The organism is Sulfurospirillum oryzae (assembly GCF_025770725.1).
Classification (GTDB): Bacteria; Campylobacterota; Campylobacteria; order Campylobacterales; family Sulfurospirillaceae; genus Sulfurospirillum; species Sulfurospirillum oryzae.
In genome coordinates this window covers 1-19,068 of the sequence record NZ_JANZKZ010000001.1, presented here as the reverse complement: position 1 = coordinate 19,068, position 19,068 = coordinate 1, and the positions used below count along the sequence as shown (strand labels likewise).

The following is a 19,068-nucleotide window of genomic DNA, read 5'->3' as shown; positions in this document are numbered from 1 at the left end:
AAAAACTCTTAACTACGCAAACAACCTATCAATCCCTTTATCAATATTCGCCACATCCATCAAGCCATTTTTAACGTAGTAATCCATAGTAGTAGAGAGCTTAGTATGTCCTAAATACTTCTGAGCAAGCGTAATAGGCATATTATTCTCAACAACTGAACTTGCAAAGCTGTGGCGAGTGGCATAGAGAGTTTTGTAAGTGATGTTTAAACGCTCTAAAAGGGGCTTTAAATACGTTTTCACGATTGGACGTGACTCGAAGTATGGTTGAAGCGTTTGTTCATTAGGAAAGACCCATAATTCACTTTTGGCAGTTTACTTGTGAAATTGTAGCGCTTCTTTAATTTAGACAAAGTTATATTTTTATCTTTAGCTGATCCAATTTGCGTTGCATTACAAATTTATTATGAAAAAAAACTGTGATGATGATAGGGTTCTAATAATAAAAAATTATATAAAATATGGTACAAATACTGAAAAAGAAATGTTGCTACTTAGACACGGTTTTAGTTTTGAAGATATAGAATGGCTTGAAGAATATGTATAAGATATACTTAATATAAAATTCGGTTTAATTAGACAACCTATTTTTCAAATTATCTCTACATTCTTTTTACATTATATTTAGCATATTTGACTCTGAGTATTTCTTCTCTATCTTTAGATGATTCTTTTGAAAATAATTTAGCTTCAAGTATATCTTGTTTGTAAATCATGTTAAGGTTCTCTATATAAACTGCCATTCTTTCTATTCTAGGAGTAGAAGCAAAGGCTTTTATAAAATTTTTATTTCTCCCCCCAGTTTTAGTTTTAAATAAATTTTTTTTTCTCATTTTATTCATCTTTTATACTCCATATTTCTACAGGACTATTATTTTTATTGTATATTACTTCAGGATGTTCTCCTTCTGTAGATATTTTTCCAATTGATCCCCAGTTCTCACAATCTTTTAGTCTATAGTAAGTCAGCATTGGATCATTTGAGTATGTATCAAATATTAAAGCTAAAGGTACATACCTATCAGTTCTTACAAATCTATCTAAGGCTCTTTTAGTAGAAGTTTCTTTATCTACACTGACAAGAATTAAATGAACTTTATATTTTTTAGATATTAGATAATCTCTCATAGTCTTTATTGAGTCCACATTATATCCAATTTTTGGAATAATAATATTGGCTTTTTGCAATATCATGTATTCCTTAACCGAAAGCTCGTCAGGCATTTTATCATCTCCTAATATAACTAGTGATGATTCTTCATGAACTATTGATGCTCCATGAGGACACGTAAATTCAGGAAATTTTCTTTTTGCATAATCGGAGTCTAGTATACAGGCACCATAAGTATCTGCTATCTTTTCTGCAATTGTAGATTTCCCTGCTGCAGGAAGACCTATTATTATAAAGGCTTGGGATTCAAATTTTAAATCACTTTTGGGTAAGGCACCACCATCGCCAAGTTTAATATTATCATCATTATCTAATCTTTTTTGTGTAATTAATTCTTCGAAAATTGTTGTTCTTAATTTTTGGCGGTCTTTTTTAGCCATATAAGAAGGATGTCTAACGCTATCATCGTTTAAAGTTGATTTTGTTTTTGCATTTTTTAATAACTGTTCTGCAGTTGTTATTTTTAGAGCTTTATCTCCAGTTTTCTCAGATTCTGCTAATTTTAGAACTCTAGTTAAAAAATCATATGCAAGAGGAATTTCATGCAAAGGTCTACTATAATCTTTCATTAAGTATTTTCCTTTTTATATTTTACTAAAGCTATTATATAGAAATTATAATTTAAAAGGAAAAAGTATTTCATTTTTATAGATTCTCTATATTAACCCGTTAGGCCGCATATCCAACGGGTTAACGGGTTAACTCTCTCCTAAAAACTCCCTACCTCACTTACGCAAACAACCTATCAATTCCCTTATCAATATTCGCAACATCCATCAAGCCATTTTTCACGTAATAATCCATAGTAGTAGAGAGTTTTGTATGCCCTAAATACTTTTGAGCAAGAGTAATTGGCATATTATTCTCAACAACTGAACTCGCAAAACTGTGGCGAGTAGCATAGAGCGTTTTGTAAGTGATGTTTAAACGCTCTAAAAGGGGCTTTAAATACGTTTTAACGATAGGACGTGACTCGAAGTAGGGTTGCAGCGTATTTTCGTTAGGAAAGACCCACAAATCACTCTTTGCAGTTTGCTTGTGAAGTTCTAACGCTTCTTTAACAGGTGAGGGCATATAAACGGTATTGACAATGTTTGTCTTAGTTGACTTCAAGACACCGTGCCTTTGACTTCTTTGAAGAGTGATGGTGTTGTTCTCGAAATCAATATCACCCCACTGTAAAGCCAAAGCTTCACCCGTTCTAAGCCCTGTATTGAATGAGAAAGTGAAAAATGCTTTAAACCACCCTGTAGCACTTTTGAGAATACGTTGTACTATATTTAAAATAAAAGAATGGCACGTATAATTGTTATATTAAAGCCAAATATGGCTCTTATTTTATATATATTCGTGCCAAAATGGATATAATAGCGTTAAAATAACCTACAGAGGAGTCCTAGTGAAACAATCAGCACGCTGGATTTGGCAAAAAACGAACTATCCTCATTTTACGTATGATGCCAAAAGCATAGAACCACTTGTGCAGAGTATTAGTAGGGAGCAGGGCTATCTCATTGCATTTACACGATTTTTAAATGATGAAACACTTCGTATGAGGCAGTGGGAATCTTTATCGAGTGAAGTCTTGAACAGTTCTGCTATTGAAGGAGAAATTCTCAATCGAGAGAGTGTTAGAGCTTCGGTTGGTAGAAAACTAGGGCTCGCTAATATGGAACACAGCAGAGTTGCTGATACACACACAGATGGCATCATTGATATTTTAATAGATGCAAATACTCATTATGAAGGAGATCTTACCTTAAAACGTCTCTTTGGATGGCACAATGCACTTTTTCCAAGAGGATACAGTGGATTTGAAAAGATTATTGTGGCAGATTTTAGAGGTTCTTCCAAAATGGAAGTAGTCTCTGGTGCCATCGGTAGAGAAAAAGTACACTATGAAGCACCGCCAAGCGATACACTGAAAGATGAAATGAACGCATTTTTAAATTGGTTTAATAAGCAAGATTCGACTCTTATTAAAGCGGCTATTGCGCATTTATGGTTTGTGGTTATTCATCCTTTCGATGATGGTAATGGAAGAATAACAAGGGCTATTACAGATTTGGTTTTATCTAAAATTGAACGTTCAAATTTCTCTAAACTCTATTCGATGTCAACCTCCATTCTCAAAGATAGAAGAGGATATTATGAAGTTCTTGATGCTACTACGGGCTTAAAACCGATCAAAGAAAGTGATGAAGGTATTGATATTACCGTATGGATTGAGTGGTTTTTAAAAACGCTCCTTCACGCTTTGGAAGATGCGAAAAAGAGTTTGGGCTACATCATTGATAAGACAAAATTTTGGGATAATCATCGCAATACTGGACTTAATGCAAGAGAAATTAAAGTGCTTAATAAGGTTCTGGATATAGGAATGGAAAATTTTGAAGGTGGCATTACAAAACGAAAATACATTGCTATTACAAAAGCAAGTCCAAGAACGGCAGTTAGAGATTTAAAAGAGTTAGTTGATTTTGGATGTATTCGAGTGGATCCTGAAACAAAAGGCAAAAATACACGTTATGAAATTATTATTTCATGAAAATTGACTGAATAGTTTCCCAATAAGGCAGTTTTTTCCTTCAAAGACTCATCCATATCCAGCTTAATTTTATACTAGGAACGGGTGCAGTGCCTTTAAAATTTGGCTCAAAAAAAGACCCAATAAAAATGCCTAATGCACGACTGGGTAGGACTTTCGATAGGCTCTGTATTTCGTATTATCAAACTCATAAGCCGGAGGTCGAGGGTTCGAGTCCCCCTCTTGACACCACTCCTAAAACTTCAAAAAATCCCATAAAATAGAGCTTTTAGTATTTTATTCAACATCATTAATAGTGGTTTTCTTTTGCACTATACTGTCATAATAATAAGTTTTAGACACAAAGGTTAGACACATTGAGCTAAACTTAGTTTGTTGAATCTTATGTTTACTAATGCTATGTATAATTTCATTAATGAGAACATTATAGAGGAATACAAAATGGCTTTAAACATAACAAACTTAGTTAAAGGCTTTAGTATCATATTGTTGATTTCTACGATATCAATGAATGCAGAAGAAATTGGATCTGTCGATACAGCTTTTGTACTGGTTGGCGCTAATCACAAAATTTTAGTTGAAGCGTTCGACGATCCTAAAATACCAGGAGTTTCATGCCATTTATCGCGCGCAAAGACAGGAGGCGTGAAAGGTACGTTTGGTGTTGCAGAAGATACCTCTGATGCATCTATTGCTTGCAGGCAAACAGGGGTGATTAATTTGCCTCAAGATGTTCAATCTAAAAAAAATGATGGCGAGCGCGTTTTCAAAGAATCAACTTCTTTCTTATTCAAGCATATTCAAGTTGTCCGCTTTTATGATCCAAAACGTAATACTCTTGTTTATTTAACATATTCAGATAAACTCATTGATGGCTCACCTAAAAATGCAATTTCAACAGTGCAAATTACTAATAGACTCTTCGAATAGTAATTTGCACGTCAAGATTATAAAAGATATTAATAGCATTATTGAACAAAAGTAAATGGGAATTTTAACTTTTGCTTTTCACCTTATAAAGAAAGCTTAAAAACTAACAATATCGTATTTCTGCAAACTTTAGCACTGATAAATAACGTTAATACCTATTTTATTTTGTTGGTGAAGTATAATTTTCGCCATATAAAATTCTTTTAAAAGCCCAATGTGAAAATTAGGCGCATTCCCGATGAAACCGTTAAACTTGAATGGGAAATTGATAGTCAAACTATTGAAGCATTGCAAAGACCGAGGATTGATCACCGCAATCGAATTTTGAGTGGGTGTTAAAGGAAAATTTCCTATCAAATATAAAATTTCTCATTGTCTTTTAAAAATAAATTATGCAATGAGAGATGGGTCGTCTCTCATTGCATGTTCTAGCGCAGTTTGTTGTTCAAAAGATTGATTAGCCCATTGGAAACTTGGGAAAAATCAAGAACTCTTCTTCCTTCATATTGTTTTGCAAATTTTTCTGCTTTCTCTTTGCTTGCAAAAGCGGGTAAATCGTCTCCTGCTGGACTTGTTTTTTGGCTTCCATAGACATAAAATGCTTCGCGTGCAGGAATTTTTTCTAGTGTTTCATAATCCGTTACATTGATGCGCATATCGTCATTTTGTTTTACTTGGTATTCTGGCCAACGTGATGGTTCAAAATAGAATTCAAACATGGATTTTGGGCTTGAAAAATAGATGACTTCACCACTTCTTACTTGAATTGTTGCAGCCCATTCTGGTGCCTGATAGACTTTGATTTTTCGTATAAGACATGTTGTATCTTTTGTAATTTCCATTTTAGCTCCAAAGAGAGCACCTACTGCTAAAGCAACAATCAATATTTTTTTAATCATTTTTTCTCCTACACTAAATCTGTTTTTTTAAATATGTTAAACCCAAAGAATGCAAATCCCAAGCCTAAAAGGATAGGGTATAGAATAGAAAATAAAATAAAGACAGAAAGATGGATGTTATCTAAAATATAAAAGGCGACAGGTCCCATAACCGTTAGTTCTGGGTCAAAAAGGCTGATCGCGGCAACTCTAAAAATCTCCATTGGATTGACAAGTGAGATAGCAATGATAATTTCTTCGCTCAAACGGTGTTGCATCATAAGGCTAATTAAGGCAATATCGATAAAAGCAAGCAAAACAATCCAAACAAAAAATGAAAGTCCCAACGCAACTTCTGAAGATTTGACAACAGAAGATATTAAAAATGATATTCCTAAAAAAGCCGCACTAAGGGCAAAAAGTAGACCAGAATAGAGTAGAAAAATATTCCAAGGAATATTGGCACCTTTTATAGTTCCAATAATTAATGCAAGAATCATTGCAAAGAAGACAGGTAAAAAAACAGTTGTAAATCTTCCAATAATTTTCCCCCAATAGTATTGTGGCAAAGAGATAGGGAATGAAAGCATGTACTCTAATATATGATTGTCTCTATCGCCTGAAATGGAACGTACAGTAGTGATAAGAATAAAAATAGGCAGAATAACAATCGTAACTTGTATATACATCAGCAATAATCTACTAAGTCCACTAAATCCCATAACTTGCGATTCTGTCACGCCTGCAATAAAAAAGAGGGCAATAAGACCTCCAAAAACCAATGTATAAACAATAAACCAACGTGCTCTTACAGACTCTTTGATATCGAGAAAAGCAATTAGCAATAAATTTTTCATCTTAATGTCCTATTAGTTTTTTTCGAATTTTAAGATCACTCATATTTTCACCTCGAAGCATACGAAGGCGCATTTCAGTAAAGTCGATAAAGCCTTCTTTTTCCTGTTCGTATGCACCAAATCCATAATGCATTGGTGTAATATCATTGATAGAATAAAATGCTTTAAAAGCGTCTATATAGTGATGTGTATCATTACTGAATATCCAAAAAGTGATAGACTGTGGTTCTGTCTTTTGTTCTTTAAGCCATAAAATAGCACAACCCACATCATCAAAAAAATGTGTTTTTGAATCTTGAGTAATAATTTGCGCCGTATATTTTGCGCTCGCAAGATACATGTGGCATTGTGGACATTGGATGGTATTGTCTTTAAATTCCAATGCTTTTTTGTCACTGTTGCTGATGTCTGTTGGCAATTGCTGTTTTACATGTAACGTCCAAAAGAATCCACTAAGAACGATGATGGGAAATAAAATAAGTACCCAAATTAAAACTTTATTTTTCACAAAAAAGCTCCATTATTGATTCAATAAATCATAGAATAAATTGAGATAATTTGTTTGCATCATCATTTGCCTATTTTAATAACTCTTCTAGAGACTTCTTCAAAATCAATCATTTCTTGACCTTCTTTAATGGCTGATTTCATGGCATGCGCACCAAATCCGTATGCCATGGGCGTTATGTTGGCAACATCATAAAATGCTTTTCGCGCGTCTATCCATGCACCTGTTTTTGCATCATTAACCCATATTACAGCTTTGTCTTTCCATTTTATGTTGTTTTCTTCAAACCATAAAATAGCACAGCCAATATCATCAAAAACATAGCTTTTACCATTGGTTGGATTAATGACTTGTGCTGAGAAATTACGATCGCTTAGAACCATTTTACAGCGCTCACACATATCGCGATCCCAATGAACTTTCTTTGGACTCAAGTCTATCTTTGTGTCGCATCCTGAAATTAAAATCATCAGTAAAAAAAGGAAGAGTGCATTAAATCTTTTCATCGCTCAACACCTTTCCTAAATCCATATAGATTTGTCGATTGACCAGTTCTTTCATCTCATCAAGGCGATGGGTAACGAACAATGCAATTTTAGAACGTGTCTCTTTTTTTAAGAGGCGATGAAAATTATCTCGTGCTTTTGGATCGAGATTGGCTGTTGGTTCATCATAAATAATAATGTCGCTTTGACGTGCTAGACTGATCGCTATTAGCATTTTTTGTTTCATGCCACCGCTTAATTTAAAAAATGATTTACTTAAATTTGGTTCAATATCAAGCTCCATTTCCTTCGCAAAATGGATGATAGCATCTCTTTCTATTTTGGTACTTTTACAAGCATAACTGATAAGTTCATCCAAATTTAATTTAATCGGAGGAGGTAATTGTGGAACAAAACTAATGTTTTGTAATACCTGTATCCTCTCTTTAATCGGATCAAGTCCATTAACCAGAACCGTGCCACTATTAGGATGGTAATAGCCTAGTATTAACCTGATTAAAGTAGTTTTTCCCGCTCCATTAGGCCCCATAAGCGCAACGCAATCATCTTTATTTAATGTCAATGTTAGATCATCTAACGAGAGGACATTGCCAAATTTTTTACTGACATTGTGAATTTCTATCATAGGAGACTCTTTAATCTAAAAGTATAATTCAATGCATCAGAATGACATACATCAATACAACGTCCGCATAGTGTACAATCGCCACTTGTCACAATTTCTTTTTTAATGCCAAGTTCTTTATGTTGCTTATCGTACTGTGGTTTTGTTAGTTCCAAAATGTGATTTTCAAAGCAAACATCATGGCACACCATACAATGATCGCAGTTATCATTCCATTCTATTCTTGAGGCACTCACAACACCAACAAAGCCATACGTTGTTCCAATAGGACAGATATACTTACACCATGCACGTCTTGCAAAAAAAACTTCAATTAAAAAAACAGTTATGACCCAAGCCAGAGCAGCACTCCACCCATAGGTTATAAAACGACTTAAAATACCAACAACATTAAAGAGTTCAAAGACTAAGTAACCACTTGTAAAGGCAAGGGTTAGAAAAATCCCCCAGAAAATATACTTTATACGATAATCAAAAACTCTTTCCTTAATAACCTTTTTTTGGACTAAGATACTATGCAGTTTCTCACCAATTTCGCTGAGTAACCCATAAGGGCATACCCATGAGCAATACGTTCTTCCACCAACGAGTAAATAGACGATTAAAATACTTACCGTTCCAATAATCATATTGATCGGCATGTGGTATGTGGCTGCAAAAACTTCTAATGTTGTAAAAACATCAATAAGATGAAATCCTAAAAATCGCGATCCATTGAGTGTTCCTTCAAGTATTTGTATATCAATTTTAAATGACAAAAAGAACAATAGATGAATACTAATAATAACAATCCACCTTATAGCTCTTATACTTAACATCTTTTTCCCATCTCTTGACTCATCAACAAATGTAGAAAAAAATGATGTTTTAGCAATCGTTTTTCGCTCTTCGTATTTACTACTCACGTGATGTCCTTTGGTTATTTTAATGCTTCGGATCTTGCCTTAAAGTCACCAATTTCGGCAGAAAGTTCTTTAAAGTCATTTTCATTGAGATTCATGATGGCATTTTTCATAATAGGGTTGTCTCTTTTTCCACTCTTGAACTCAAGTAATTTGGAATAGAGTTGTTCTGCACTTTGGCCAAAAAGAGGAAGTCCAACCGCACCTTCACCTGTAGCGCCATGGCAAGAAGCGCATTTTCGTTTATAATTTTCACTTACTTTAAATGCGGCAGCATTACCCGCTTTATCTTTAAGCGATTTGATCTTTTCTGCTTCTATATCTCTATCGCTTTTTTCTGTAGCTACTTGAGTTTTTTGCTGAGATACCGTAGTTTGAGTTTTTGATACATTCTCAATAATTTTAGCTGCTTGTCCACCTTGAAATGCAGTACCCTGACTGACTGTATAAACCATACTTCCAAGAATCACAAATGTGATTACTCCTACAATAATATTTTTCATTTTTGTCTCTCTTTTAATTTTTTAACTTCTTGATTAAATGTATAAATTTCATCTGCTAATGCTTTGATCTCTTTATCGTCCATTTGCTCAACTAATTCTTTCATGAGAACGTTCTTCTTCTCTCCCGTTTTATATTGAGAGATCGTTTTGAAAATATAGGCACTGTCCTTACTTAGGAGTGATGGTCCAATGATACCATTGGCATAATGATTATGGCACGCAGAACATTTAACAATAAAATTTTTACTGAGTTGATTCACAAGCAGACCAACTTCAACATGTTCATAAGGACTTCTTGCTTTAAGCACTGCACCTAGCGGTGTATAGTTACTCTCTTCTTCTTTTTGTGCATGAGCTTTTGCCTCTTGATGATAATCGTAATAGAAGTTTTTGCTCTCATTGCTGTCATCTTTTTTGACTTGAACTTTTTCCTCTTTAAAATTATCATTTTCAATTACTTCAATTTTCCCAGCTTGTTGCGATACATTTTTTTCAACTGCTTGCACATTTTTTTCTTCTTTCTTGTCCGAGCAGGCATTGAAGGTTAATAAAATGAATAAACTAAGAATGAAATATTTTTTCATACTTGCTCCTTTTTGTAAAATGTTTCGTAAGTTTCGCGTGGTTTAATAACAATGGATGGCGAAGATGCTGGACAAAGCTCTTCACATACGCCACAGCCAACACACCCTTGATTGATTTGCGGTTTTTTAATTCCATCTTCTGTGACGATCATTTCGATAGCATTCAAAGGATTAGGAAATGGACACATATCCGCACAAATGGTGCAGCTTTTGCCCTCGTATGTTGAGAGTTTTTTAAGGACATTTTCTTCCAAATTACGCGTATGTGGATGGCTATAAATTCGTTCGATTTGATTTTTCGGTACGATGGTTCTTGTTATGGCTAAACATGTTTCTGGAAATGCGAAAACAGCTATTCCCATCTTAACGTCTTCAGGTTTCTCAGCATGATGGTCTAATGCACCTGTTGGACAGGCTAGAACACAAGGAAGTGCGCCACAAAGGTAGCAGCCTCGCTCTCTTGCTTCAATATAAGGTGTTCCCATGCCATATCCCTTTGCAAAATCTGCCAATTTAATCGAATGGTATGGGCATACTTGTAAACATTGTCCACATTTAATACAAAGCGATAAAAACCTATTTTCTTCCACAGCTCCAGGAGGTCTTAAATGGGTTTCTCTTCCTTTAAGATAAGGTGCTCCAATAACACCTCCACCAAGTACTAGCCCTAAAACACCCAGTGTAGAATAGTGGATAAATTCTCTTCTTTCTTGCTTTACATGTAATGCCATCTTCTCTCCAATTAATGTGTAAACTTAGGTTTTTTGTCTTCTAATAAGAAAATTGGTTCTGAAAATGGAGCCAATTTCGACAAAAAGTTTAATAAAGTCATAACGGGTGAACCGTAAAAGAATTTTACAGAGGGGTTGTACGCCCATAGCTTATCAGCATACTGATAAACACGATAAGGGTTATCCCCATAACCATCCATATTCGTATCAAAACCTTCATAGTTGTCCCAATAATTTTTCGTAAATTCATTTTTAAAATTATCACTACTGCGTGAGTCGTTCACAACATCTTCAATGTTGCCTTTGACAATGTTACTTTCAAATATTCCATTTTCACACAGCGAATGAAAATGCAATGCTTCGGAGTTAAATAAAAATTGATTACCTCGAATCCAAAGATGCGAATCTGGCTCAAAAGGAGAGCGATCAATGTACATACCTTGTGCATTGTAGACAATGGTATTGTTTTCAATTGTGAAGTTAGAAGAGTCCTTGAGCCCAATACCAATACCCGTAGCACCAAGTGCATTGGTAATGACGTTTCCTGTTGCAATCGTATCGTTAGAATACATGAAAAAAATACCGACAGAATTGTATTGAAAGGTATTGTTGTGGACAAAATTTTTGCCTGCATACATAAAATGGAGTGAATACCTTCCATGTTCAGCTAAATTTTCTTCAATGGTATTGCCATGTGAATACCAAACGACCATATCACGGGATCGATACAGATGGTTTTTTTGAATCATATTGTCATTGCTATACCATAGTCTTATACCATCTCCTCGGAGTCCAAGTTCATAATTTTTTGACGTGATATAATTGTTTTTAATGAGTGAATTATTGACTATTTCCATATTGATACCCAAAAGGGAATCTAGGATTTTGCAATGGCTCACTTCATTTTGAACAAGTGCCCCTGTTGTCGTATCGCCTGTCATATTTATTGCAGCATCAAGAACGTCAGATCTTTCACCACTATTTTGAATCGTAAGATTTTTCAAGGTTACATAAGAGCTTTTGATCGTTATAACACTTCCAACGCCTAATCCATCTATAATGACACCTTCTTCGGCTCCAATAATGCTCAGGGGTTTAGTAATAACAATATTGCCCTCATAAATACCAGCTTTAAGTTTTATGATAGAGCCCTCTTTGGCATTATCAATAATATCTTGGATAGAACTTCTATGCGTTTCTTTAATAGGGCCTGTATATGGAACGACTTCTTCTCTTGTTTCATATATAAAGTCACTCTTGGCATAGAGTGTTGACAGTGTTAAAAAAGCGAGAAAAAGAAGTTGTTTCATAATATTTATTGACCAATTTCTTTCATCGCTTTACTTCGTGCCAAGATAGCAAGCAGCGAAAAGATACCGATAAGAACTAAGCCATAAAACCCGATGGCTGGATAAGAATGTGTTGTAAACTGTGCTACTTTTCCATCACCAAAAACGGTAGGCATGAATGGTTTGATTTTAAAAGCACCCCAGTCATGAAGATTATGTCCAAACCAATAGAGCCAATAAGAATAATCTGCTATAAAGAGCAAGGGTAATGAAGTTGGAATGAGCATAAAGTAGCTCATCACTTTTTGATTATAAGCAATAAAATAGACCATAATCAAACTTAAAAATAATAAGGCATAAATACCAATTTCACGCTCTAATATACCGCCTCTCCACATAGGATCCATACCAATGTAGTGATTGATCGTATTCATCTCATGCACTTCACCACTAAATCCATCAAAGTGAAAAAAGACAGGAATGCCTTCGGGGAAGGCTTCTTTTGGATAGTTTGGAGCTTCAAGTGAACATGACCAAATAGGAAGTGATGCGACACCAATTTCTGAAGAGCTTACAATCATTTTGTCCAAGTTGTTGTGGGCATCTTTAGGGGTAGTAGTGCTTTTATATCTACCTTGATTATATATTCCCCAAACGATTTTTTGGAAAGATGAAATTTCTTCTTTTTTACCGGCATCAATTTTATTCAGCACACCATGAAAACTGATCATTGGGAATGTAAATGACAGTGTCATGATCACCAATGCAATACCTGCAAAGATTTTTGATTTTAGTAAACTTTGATTCATTTTTTCTCCTTAATATCCTTAGCTAAAAACTAACGTTAAATCTTTAGATAAAAATAGTGTATCTTGAATTCTTATTTTTAACATTGACACATGTCAACCCGCAAAGATCGAATCTTTGCGGGTTGAAGATATGAAATTTAAAATAAATTAGCGTTACTGTCAATCCATTTTAGATATTCAATAATGCTTTTTACTTCAGGATCTTTCATGTTTTGGTTTGGCATTCTCAAGTTAAAGTAGTCAATCATCGCTTTGACATAAGGGTCTTCAAACTTGTCTTTTGGGTTTTTGATAAAATCAGCTACCCATTTTTCACCATTTTCATGACGACCCAATACACCAGTAAGATCTGGACCTGAACTTACTTTTCCAATAACGTGACAACCTGAACATCCACCTTCATTAAAGGCAGTTTCACCTTTGGCAGCTTCTGGAGACTGTTTGGTTGCAACGAACTTAACAAGTAAGTCTTTAGCTCTGATACCAACGTCTGCTGTTTTAACCATGTATTGCCAGATCATATTTTCAAATAAGACAGCTTTTTCAAAATCGCCTTCTTTGACAGCAGCATCTGAGAGTTTTTTCTGCTCAGGAATTTTGCCGTACTGATCAAGCGCGTCTGTTACAAGGTTTTTGACAACATCGTGTTTCTCATAATGGTTCTCTTTGAGGAATTTCACAACACTTTGAATAACATCATCTGTTGCTTTATTGACTGCAACCGTTTTGTCGTATTCAGCTTTGAGTTGTTCTTTACTCATCGTTGCCATTTTGAGTTTTTGTGCACTTTCATATTTTTTGTTAGGGTCTTTAACCATTAAATAACCCATCATTTCTAAGTGAAGTGCAGAACAGAATTCTGTACAGTAGTAAGGGAAAACACCTTCTAAATCAGCTTTGAACTTAACAGTTGCAACTTTACCTGGCTCTACGGATGCATGAACATTGTAGTTATCCACTGTAAAACCATGTGTTTCATCTTCTGCGCGCTCAAGGTTTGTCATATAGATTGTGACGTTATCACCTTTATTGACGGTAATTCGCTCTGGGTTAATATGTGAACGTACAAGCGTTGCATAGACTTTTACATCATTACCTTTACGTTCAATTCTCTCTTGTCCAGCCAGTGTTTTTCCTTCACTGATTTGCTCTGTTCGAGAATTTGTACCCATTTCGTAACGTACTTTTGGATGAAGTTTATCCGCACGAATACCTACAGCATCATGTGGTTCTCCAAGAGGGATAGGCATATCAACAAGAAGATCCATTTTATTGCCATGAATATCAATTAACTGATGATTTTGTGGATGTAGAGGTCCTACATTATTAAATCTATCAATTGATAATTTATTAAGTGCAATAATATACTCACCTTGTGGATCAGCCGTATTACTTTCCATACCCGCTAAGTGTCCAATGTTATAGTGAACATTGACGCGATCTAATACTTTTAAGGTTTTGAAATTCCATTTTACAACTTGACTATCCACATACAATGAGGTGTAAATTTCCCCATCAACAGGTGAATACTGATTATGCAATGGTCCAAGGCCTAATTCAAGCTGACCATGTAAAGCTTTTTTCATATCAAGAATAGGAATACCGTATGGGTCTTTACCGGCATAATCTTTATTTTTGATCAATGCTTGAATTTTTGAGAAACTATACACCGATGCGTGTGTATCTAATTTTCCACAGACTACAATGTATTCACCTGTTGGATCAACATCGACACCGTGTGGAGATTTAGGCTCAGGGATAAGGAAAAGAGCATCATTTTTGACAGCAACTTCCATAGGAACAACTCTATGACCATTGATCACTTTGACATTTTTTGGATCTTTTGCAAGTTCCGCAAGTTTTTGCCAATTGTATACGTGAAGGTAGTCTGTATCGTTTCTGCTCATACCCGCTTCATTAGGTGGCATACCTACTTCAATTCCGCCGGTGTACATTTCTGAGTTAAATGAATTGGTAAAGCCCCAACCGTGACTTACTTTTTTACCCGCATCACTTAAATCTTGCATATAGGGAGGAAGCTCAATGGTATAAGAGTCTTTTTCTTGAACTCTACCTTTTTTAGGATCGAATTTCCACATGGTTACACCACCACGATAGCTCTCTTTATAGTCTTCAATCGGATGGTAATTATTGTCAAATGGCGCCGCATATTGTGCTGCTTCGATGATCCATTCAGAGTCTTGTGTAAAGAATGAACCACCATGTTCAGACTTAAATACAGGGTTAACAACAATTTGTTTTGTTTCAAAATCGCTCAAATCAATAACTGCCAATCTTGGGTTGGCTTTATCATTAATAATAAGCCATTTACCATCAACTTTGGCATCTGTTTCAGAAAGCGCTGGGTGGTGTGTGTCACCCCAAGTAATGTCTTTACCTCTAATCTTACCTTGGTCAAGTACTTTTTTACTTTCTTCATCAAAACCATATCCTTGCCATGGTTCTGGCGTAAATACAGCAATATACTTTAGTATCCTCATCGAAGGAACACCATAAACTAATACCTGTCCAGATTGCCCACCTGAACTAAAGATGAGGTATTTGTCATGTACGCCCGTTGGATTATAGGTCTTTGCAGCACGAACGACATCTGCTTCGCTTAGACCTCTTTCTTTCATCACTTTATCTAAAGTCCCATCTCCACCAGCAGCAATAGATACTGTTGTTAAGAGAGTACTAGAGAGTACAAGCGATGATAGAAGTTTGAAACCTCTTTCCATATATCCTCCTTTAAAAACATAAGATTATGCTAAACAACTGTCATAAAGAGCGATATGGCCAGTATCTTCTTTATTCTTTTTATTTAACATTAATTTAACACTTTAAGTTGACTATGGAATTCTATAATAGAGTCAGTTTCTTTTGAGTCGCTAGAATTTTATGAGTTAAAATTAGGTAGTAAAAAAAGCATATATTTACATATTATCGCAGCAAGAAGGCAGTAATATATTAAATTGAGCACCACAATGAGTGTTCTTAGCGTTTATTATTCCGTGAAATTGATTTTCTATAATTAATTTTGACATGTAAAGACCAATCCCTGTAGAGAGCTTGTTTTTATTGCTATGAAAAGGCTTGAAAATATCATTGATTAAAGGAGTTTGAATTCCTCCTGCATTATCGGTGATTGTTAGAACAACAAACTTATCTGAGTTTTCGAGGGTAATTTGAATAAAAGGATCTTTGATGTCAGAGCTTTTAATAATATCAATTGTATTTTGGATAATCGACAAAATGACTTGCGACAGGCTATTTGAATTACCAAAAATATTCATTTTTGAGTCAATTTTCTGAATAAGTTTGATTTGATAAAGTTTTAAAGAAGATTCAAGCAGCACAAGCGTCTGTTTAATCGAAATGATAGGGTTAAAAACAGTGTTATCTACATGTTTATAAAAATTTTCAAAATTTGTGATAGTTTCTGACATAAATTGAATAATTTCTTCATTTTTAGCCGTTTCTTCCATTAACTCTGGATCCGTGAGTTTTTTTCGAATATACATACAATTAAAATTAAGTTGAGCCAGTGGTTGTCTCCATTGATGTGCAATAATAGCAATCATCTCGCCAAGCGCTGCAAATTTAGCTTGTTGCATCATAATTTTATCTTTGAGTATTTCTTTTGAAATATCTTGCATACTAATAATGAGCATATTTTTTTCTTCTCCACTAATTCCAAATGAAATTCTAATGGGAAATATTTGTCCTTTCTTATTGACGGCTTTAATTTCGCGTACTTCTTCTTTATTCTCAATTTCAAGAATTTTTTTAAAATTTAAAATGCCTTCTTGTTCTACGGGTAGAGACTCTTTTGAGATTATTTTTGGGAAGAAAAGTTCTCCAATAATTTCTTGTTTTGTGTAGCCAAATATCTTTTCTGCCATATGATTATACGTTTGAATCCTAAGTGACGAATCAAGTGTTACAATGGCATTTGTATTGGACTCAATAATAGTATTGGCATAATCATGTTGTTTAATAAGTTCTTTTGTCACTTCTGTAATTTTCTTTGTAGCTGGTCTAAAAATGAAAATTGCCTCGAAAAAAAGCGTTACAAGTGTAAAAATAAAAATAAAAAATTCGACGTTTTTGAGTTTTATTGTATTTGATTCTGTCGTTGCAACATAGATTGAAGTAGCTAGATCTAAATTATCTAAAAGCTTTTGCGAGTTTTGTAAGATATACGTTAAACTTCTTCCATCACGATTTTCTTCAAAACGCTTTGCATGAAACAAGTAGGTTCTAACATTTTTATCTAAGAAAAACGGCTCTTCAAAATAAATTTTTTTCAATTCATTTGACATAGGGAACGAAATCAATAAATTATGAGCTTCTTCCATAAGCGCAATATTTGTACGTAAATTATCCGTTTTATAATAGATCGCATACAGAGCAATTTGTTGAGAAAGCATTCCTTGTTTACTACTGATATTAATTATTTTTCCATCATTGGATTGGCTACTGATAAGATGATTTAGATTGTAATAGGCTAGAATAGAAAGGAGTGCTATGATGGAAAGTGCAATAATATATCGTTTCGTAAAGTTAATTGTTTCGATCATATAAAAACTCCCTTTTGCGACTAATATTACAGTACACTATGAGAATTATAGCTTTCTTTTAGAGAAAAAAGTGTTACAATTTCTCAAGGCAAGATTCAAAATGGAGGAAATTTTTGTTAGATAAATATGCATTTGTTTTAAAAAATAGTTCGTTATTGCTTGCTGAAGATGAAAAAAATCTGAGAGATAGTTTTGCAAAAGTTTTACTATTGTATGTCGATAAAGTTTACACGGCATCTGATGGTGAAGAGGCTTTAATGCTTTATAACCAACATCATCCTGATATTGTTATTACGGATGTGAAAATGCCTAAATTAAATGGACTCGAATTAATTAAGCATATTAGAAAAGACAATCATGATATCCCCATTATTGTTACAAGTGCTTATACTGACAAAGATTTTTTACTAGAATCTATCAAACTTTCATTAGTTGATTATGTTGTAAAGCCGATTAAAGAAGGAGATTTGACAAGACTTTTAGAAAGCAGTGCAAGCATTTTACTGGAAAAGTCAAAAACCATTGTCAAAATTAACAATACAAGCTTCTACGACTATACGAATAAAACTTTTTTACAAGACAATATCTCTATTACATTAACACAAAAAGAGATCGAATTTATTGAAATATTATTGGCACATAAAGGCAATTTAGTTACAAGGCAAATTCTTGAAGATAAGCTTTATATCTATGAAGAAGCTCCGCCTTCAGCACTTAAAAATCTTGTTTTTAAATTACGTAAAAAAATAACAAATGATGTTATTAAAACAATTGGTAACTTAGGATACGCAATTAAAGATTAAAATGGTTTATTTTTACAAAGCGACTGAAAAGAAACTCGCTCTGTTATAAAATGTCACTCTATTATTAGAAATATATTAAAATATTAATGAATGGAGGGATTTAAGAATGAAGAAGATAGCGTGTATGCTCATCTCAGTGGCAGCAGTATCGCTTATGGCGGCTGATGGCGAAGGAATCTACAAAAGCAAATGCTTTTCATGTCATGGCGATAAAGCTTCAAAATCTGCATTGAACAAATCGCAAATTATTGCGGGATGGGATGTTGCAAAAATTACAGCTTCAATTAATGGCTATAAAAATGGCGAGGGTGGGCCTATGAAAAATGTTATGAAACCCATTGCAACAGCATTAAGTGATGATGACTTAAAAGCAGTTGCTACTACCATCGCTTCTTATAAATAAAGGCTGTGGTGATATTTCACCACAGCCTTTCTGCATTTCGAATTACCAATAACTAGAATTCTCAATATTTCATACTACACGAAAGGAACAAAGAATGGCTGTTGAAACAAGCAGAAGAGACTTTATAGGCATGGCATTCAGCGGTTTTGCAGCGGCAGGTGGGGTCATAGCCCTTGGCGCTATGAAAAAGACTTGGGATCCACTTCCAAGTGTACAGTCTGCTGGATTCATCACCGTTGATCTCTCTCCAATGAAAGAAGGAGAAGTGCAAACGATCCAATGGAGGGGCAAGCCTATTTTCATCTTGAGAAAAAGTGCAGATATGCCTAAGAACGAGAAACGTGACATTGTAGCGGGCAATAAACACTATGCTGTCATGATAGGGCTTTGTACCCATTTAGGCTGTATTCCAACATGGATGCCTGCAACGAAACAATT

At 34.5% G+C, this 19,068-nt stretch carries 22 protein-coding genes and 1 pseudogene; 6 read left to right on the top strand and 17 right to left on the bottom strand.

Annotated elements, in window-relative coordinates; all coding sequences use genetic code 11:
• Positions 1–12: 12 nt before the first annotated feature.
• The 4 genes and pseudogenes from N0B29_RS00115 to N0B29_RS00100 form a co-directional block, all read right to left on the bottom strand.
• A pseudogene (locus N0B29_RS00115) lies at positions 13–291 on the bottom strand (tyrosine-type recombinase/integrase); the annotation flags it as partial.
• A 311-nt stretch (positions 292–602) separates the two neighbouring features.
• Entirely contained in the window at positions 603–842 is a 240-nt protein-coding gene (locus tag N0B29_RS00110) for a hypothetical protein (RefSeq protein WP_263831685.1), read from the bottom strand.
• On the bottom strand, positions 835–1,740 hold the full coding sequence (locus N0B29_RS00105) for a zeta toxin family protein (protein WP_263831684.1): 906 nt from the start codon (positions 1,738–1,740) through the stop codon (positions 835–837). Before N0B29_RS00105 ends, N0B29_RS00110 begins: the two co-directional genes overlap by 8 nt.
• A 160-nt stretch (positions 1,741–1,900) precedes the next feature.
• Positions 1,901–2,437: a site-specific integrase gene (locus N0B29_RS00100; protein ID WP_263832469.1), complete on the bottom strand. Its 537-nt coding sequence runs from the start codon at positions 2,435–2,437 to the stop codon at positions 1,901–1,903.
• 133 nt (positions 2,438–2,570) lie between these two features.
• Here N0B29_RS00100 and N0B29_RS00095 point away from each other — a divergent pair, with 133 nt between their 5' ends.
• From N0B29_RS00095 to N0B29_RS00085, 3 genes are all read left to right on the top strand, one after another.
• Positions 2,571–3,719, top strand: coding sequence for a Fic family protein (locus N0B29_RS00095; protein WP_263831683.1), 1,149 nt, complete (start codon positions 2,571–2,573; stop codon positions 3,717–3,719).
• A gap of 441 nt (positions 3,720–4,160) precedes the next feature.
• Positions 4,161–4,649, top strand: coding sequence for a CreA family protein (locus N0B29_RS00090; RefSeq protein WP_263831682.1), 489 nt, complete (start codon positions 4,161–4,163; stop codon positions 4,647–4,649).
• Positions 4,650–4,865: 216 nt separating this feature from the next.
• Positions 4,866–4,988, top strand: coding sequence for a hypothetical protein (locus tag N0B29_RS00085; protein WP_263831681.1), 123 nt, complete (start codon positions 4,866–4,868; stop codon positions 4,986–4,988).
• An 89-nt stretch (positions 4,989–5,077) separates the two neighbouring features.
• Here N0B29_RS00085 and N0B29_RS00080 read toward each other — a convergent pair whose 3' ends face one another.
• The 13 genes from N0B29_RS00080 to N0B29_RS00020 form a co-directional block, all read right to left on the bottom strand.
• Positions 5,078–5,548: a nitrous oxide reductase accessory protein NosL gene (locus tag N0B29_RS00080; protein WP_263831680.1), complete on the bottom strand. Its 471-nt coding sequence runs from the start codon at positions 5,546–5,548 to the stop codon at positions 5,078–5,080.
• An 8-nt stretch (positions 5,549–5,556) separates the two neighbouring features.
• Positions 5,557–6,384: an ABC transporter permease gene (locus N0B29_RS00075; RefSeq protein ID WP_263831679.1), complete on the bottom strand. Its 828-nt coding sequence runs from the start codon at positions 6,382–6,384 to the stop codon at positions 5,557–5,559.
• Position 6,385: 1 nt separating this feature from the next.
• Positions 6,386–6,892 (bottom strand): nitrous oxide reductase accessory protein NosL, encoded by a 507-nt coding sequence (locus tag N0B29_RS00070; RefSeq protein WP_263831678.1) that lies wholly within the window; start codon positions 6,890–6,892, stop codon positions 6,386–6,388.
• Positions 6,893–6,954: 62 nt separating this feature from the next.
• On the bottom strand, positions 6,955–7,398 hold the full coding sequence (locus N0B29_RS00065) for a hypothetical protein (RefSeq protein ID WP_263831677.1): 444 nt from the start codon (positions 7,396–7,398) through the stop codon (positions 6,955–6,957).
• Positions 7,385–8,023, bottom strand: coding sequence for an ATP-binding cassette domain-containing protein (locus N0B29_RS00060; protein WP_263831676.1), 639 nt, complete (start codon positions 8,021–8,023; stop codon positions 7,385–7,387). The genes N0B29_RS00065 and N0B29_RS00060 overlap by 14 nt, the downstream gene beginning before the upstream one ends.
• Positions 8,020–8,928, bottom strand: a complete 909-nt coding sequence (locus tag N0B29_RS00055) for a NapH/MauN family ferredoxin-type protein (protein WP_263831675.1) — start codon at positions 8,926–8,928, stop codon at positions 8,020–8,022. The genes N0B29_RS00060 and N0B29_RS00055 overlap by 4 nt, the downstream gene beginning before the upstream one ends.
• A 14-nt stretch (positions 8,929–8,942) precedes the next feature.
• The gene (locus N0B29_RS00050) at positions 8,943–9,428 is read right to left on the bottom strand and encodes a c-type cytochrome (RefSeq protein WP_263831674.1); all 486 of its coding nucleotides are present in this window, start codon (positions 9,426–9,428) and stop codon (positions 8,943–8,945) included.
• Positions 9,425–10,012: a c-type cytochrome gene (locus N0B29_RS00045; RefSeq protein ID WP_263831673.1), complete on the bottom strand. Its 588-nt coding sequence runs from the start codon at positions 10,010–10,012 to the stop codon at positions 9,425–9,427. Before N0B29_RS00045 ends, N0B29_RS00050 begins: the two co-directional genes overlap by 4 nt.
• Positions 10,009–10,743 (bottom strand): 4Fe-4S dicluster domain-containing protein, encoded by a 735-nt coding sequence (locus N0B29_RS00040; RefSeq protein ID WP_263831672.1) that lies wholly within the window; start codon positions 10,741–10,743, stop codon positions 10,009–10,011. The genes N0B29_RS00045 and N0B29_RS00040 overlap by 4 nt, the downstream gene beginning before the upstream one ends.
• An 11-nt stretch (positions 10,744–10,754) precedes the next feature.
• A complete protein-coding gene (locus tag N0B29_RS00035) occupies positions 10,755–12,053 on the bottom strand; it encodes a nitrous oxide reductase family maturation protein NosD (protein WP_263831671.1) in 1,299 nt (432 codons plus the stop codon).
• Positions 12,054–12,058: 5 nt separating this feature from the next.
• The gene (locus N0B29_RS00030; RefSeq protein ID WP_263831670.1) at positions 12,059–12,841 is read right to left on the bottom strand and encodes a cytochrome C; all 783 of its coding nucleotides are present in this window, start codon (positions 12,839–12,841) and stop codon (positions 12,059–12,061) included.
• 137 nt (positions 12,842–12,978) lie between these two features.
• Positions 12,979–15,582: a Sec-dependent nitrous-oxide reductase gene (gene nosZ / locus N0B29_RS00025; RefSeq protein WP_263831669.1), complete on the bottom strand. Its 2,604-nt coding sequence runs from the start codon at positions 15,580–15,582 to the stop codon at positions 12,979–12,981.
• 195 nt (positions 15,583–15,777) lie between these two features.
• A complete protein-coding gene (locus tag N0B29_RS00020) occupies positions 15,778–17,424 on the bottom strand; it encodes a PAS domain S-box protein (protein ID WP_263831668.1) in 1,647 nt (548 codons plus the stop codon).
• A 113-nt stretch (positions 17,425–17,537) separates the two neighbouring features.
• On the opposite strand from N0B29_RS00020, the gene N0B29_RS00015 reads away from it, so the two are divergent.
• From N0B29_RS00015 to N0B29_RS00005, 3 genes are all read left to right on the top strand, one after another.
• Positions 17,538–18,227 (top strand): response regulator transcription factor, encoded by a 690-nt coding sequence (locus tag N0B29_RS00015; protein ID WP_263831667.1) that lies wholly within the window; start codon positions 17,538–17,540, stop codon positions 18,225–18,227.
• 106 nt (positions 18,228–18,333) lie between these two features.
• Positions 18,334–18,630 carry a c-type cytochrome gene (locus N0B29_RS00010; RefSeq protein WP_263831666.1) on the top strand — a complete coding sequence of 99 codons (297 nt, stop codon included), beginning with the start codon at positions 18,334–18,336 and terminating at the stop codon, positions 18,628–18,630.
• A 94-nt stretch (positions 18,631–18,724) separates the two neighbouring features.
• A partial coding sequence (locus N0B29_RS00005; RefSeq protein ID WP_263831665.1) for a twin-arginine translocation signal domain-containing protein occupies positions 18,725–19,068 on the top strand: 344 nt, incomplete at its 3' end.

Coding starts and splice junctions, on each gene's coding strand:
- N0B29_RS00060 (WP_263831676.1), bottom strand. CDS start 8,023: ATGATAGAAATTCACAATGTCAGTAAAAAATTTGGCAATGTCCTCTCG.
- nosZ (WP_263831669.1), bottom strand. CDS start 15,582: ATGGAAAGAGGTTTCAAACTTCTATCATCGCTTGTACTCTCTAGTACT.
- N0B29_RS00020 (WP_263831668.1), bottom strand. CDS start 17,424: ATGATCGAAACAATTAACTTTACGAAACGATATATTATTGCACTTTCC.
- N0B29_RS00030 (WP_263831670.1), bottom strand. CDS start 12,841: ATGAATCAAAGTTTACTAAAATCAAAAATCTTTGCAGGTATTGCATTG.
- N0B29_RS00040 (WP_263831672.1), bottom strand. CDS start 10,743: ATGGCATTACATGTAAAGCAAGAAAGAAGAGAATTTATCCACTATTCT.
- N0B29_RS00080 (WP_263831680.1), bottom strand. CDS start 5,548: ATGATTAAAAAAATATTGATTGTTGCTTTAGCAGTAGGTGCTCTCTTT.
- N0B29_RS00065 (WP_263831677.1), bottom strand. CDS start 7,398: ATGAAAAGATTTAATGCACTCTTCCTTTTTTTACTGATGATTTTAATT.
- N0B29_RS00045 (WP_263831673.1), bottom strand. CDS start 10,012: ATGAAAAAATATTTCATTCTTAGTTTATTCATTTTATTAACCTTCAAT.
- N0B29_RS00105 (WP_263831684.1), bottom strand. CDS start 1,740: ATGAAAGATTATAGTAGACCTTTGCATGAAATTCCTCTTGCATATGAT.
- N0B29_RS00110 (WP_263831685.1), bottom strand. CDS start 842: ATGAATAAAATGAGAAAAAAAAATTTATTTAAAACTAAAACTGGGGGG.
- N0B29_RS00010 (WP_263831666.1), top strand. CDS start 18,334: ATGAAGAAGATAGCGTGTATGCTCATCTCAGTGGCAGCAGTATCGCTT.
- N0B29_RS00090 (WP_263831682.1), top strand. CDS start 4,161: ATGGCTTTAAACATAACAAACTTAGTTAAAGGCTTTAGTATCATATTG.
- N0B29_RS00050 (WP_263831674.1), bottom strand. CDS start 9,428: ATGAAAAATATTATTGTAGGAGTAATCACATTTGTGATTCTTGGAAGT.
- N0B29_RS00075 (WP_263831679.1), bottom strand. CDS start 6,384: ATGAAAAATTTATTGCTAATTGCTTTTCTCGATATCAAAGAGTCTGTA.
- N0B29_RS00035 (WP_263831671.1), bottom strand. CDS start 12,053: ATGAAACAACTTCTTTTTCTCGCTTTTTTAACACTGTCAACACTCTAT.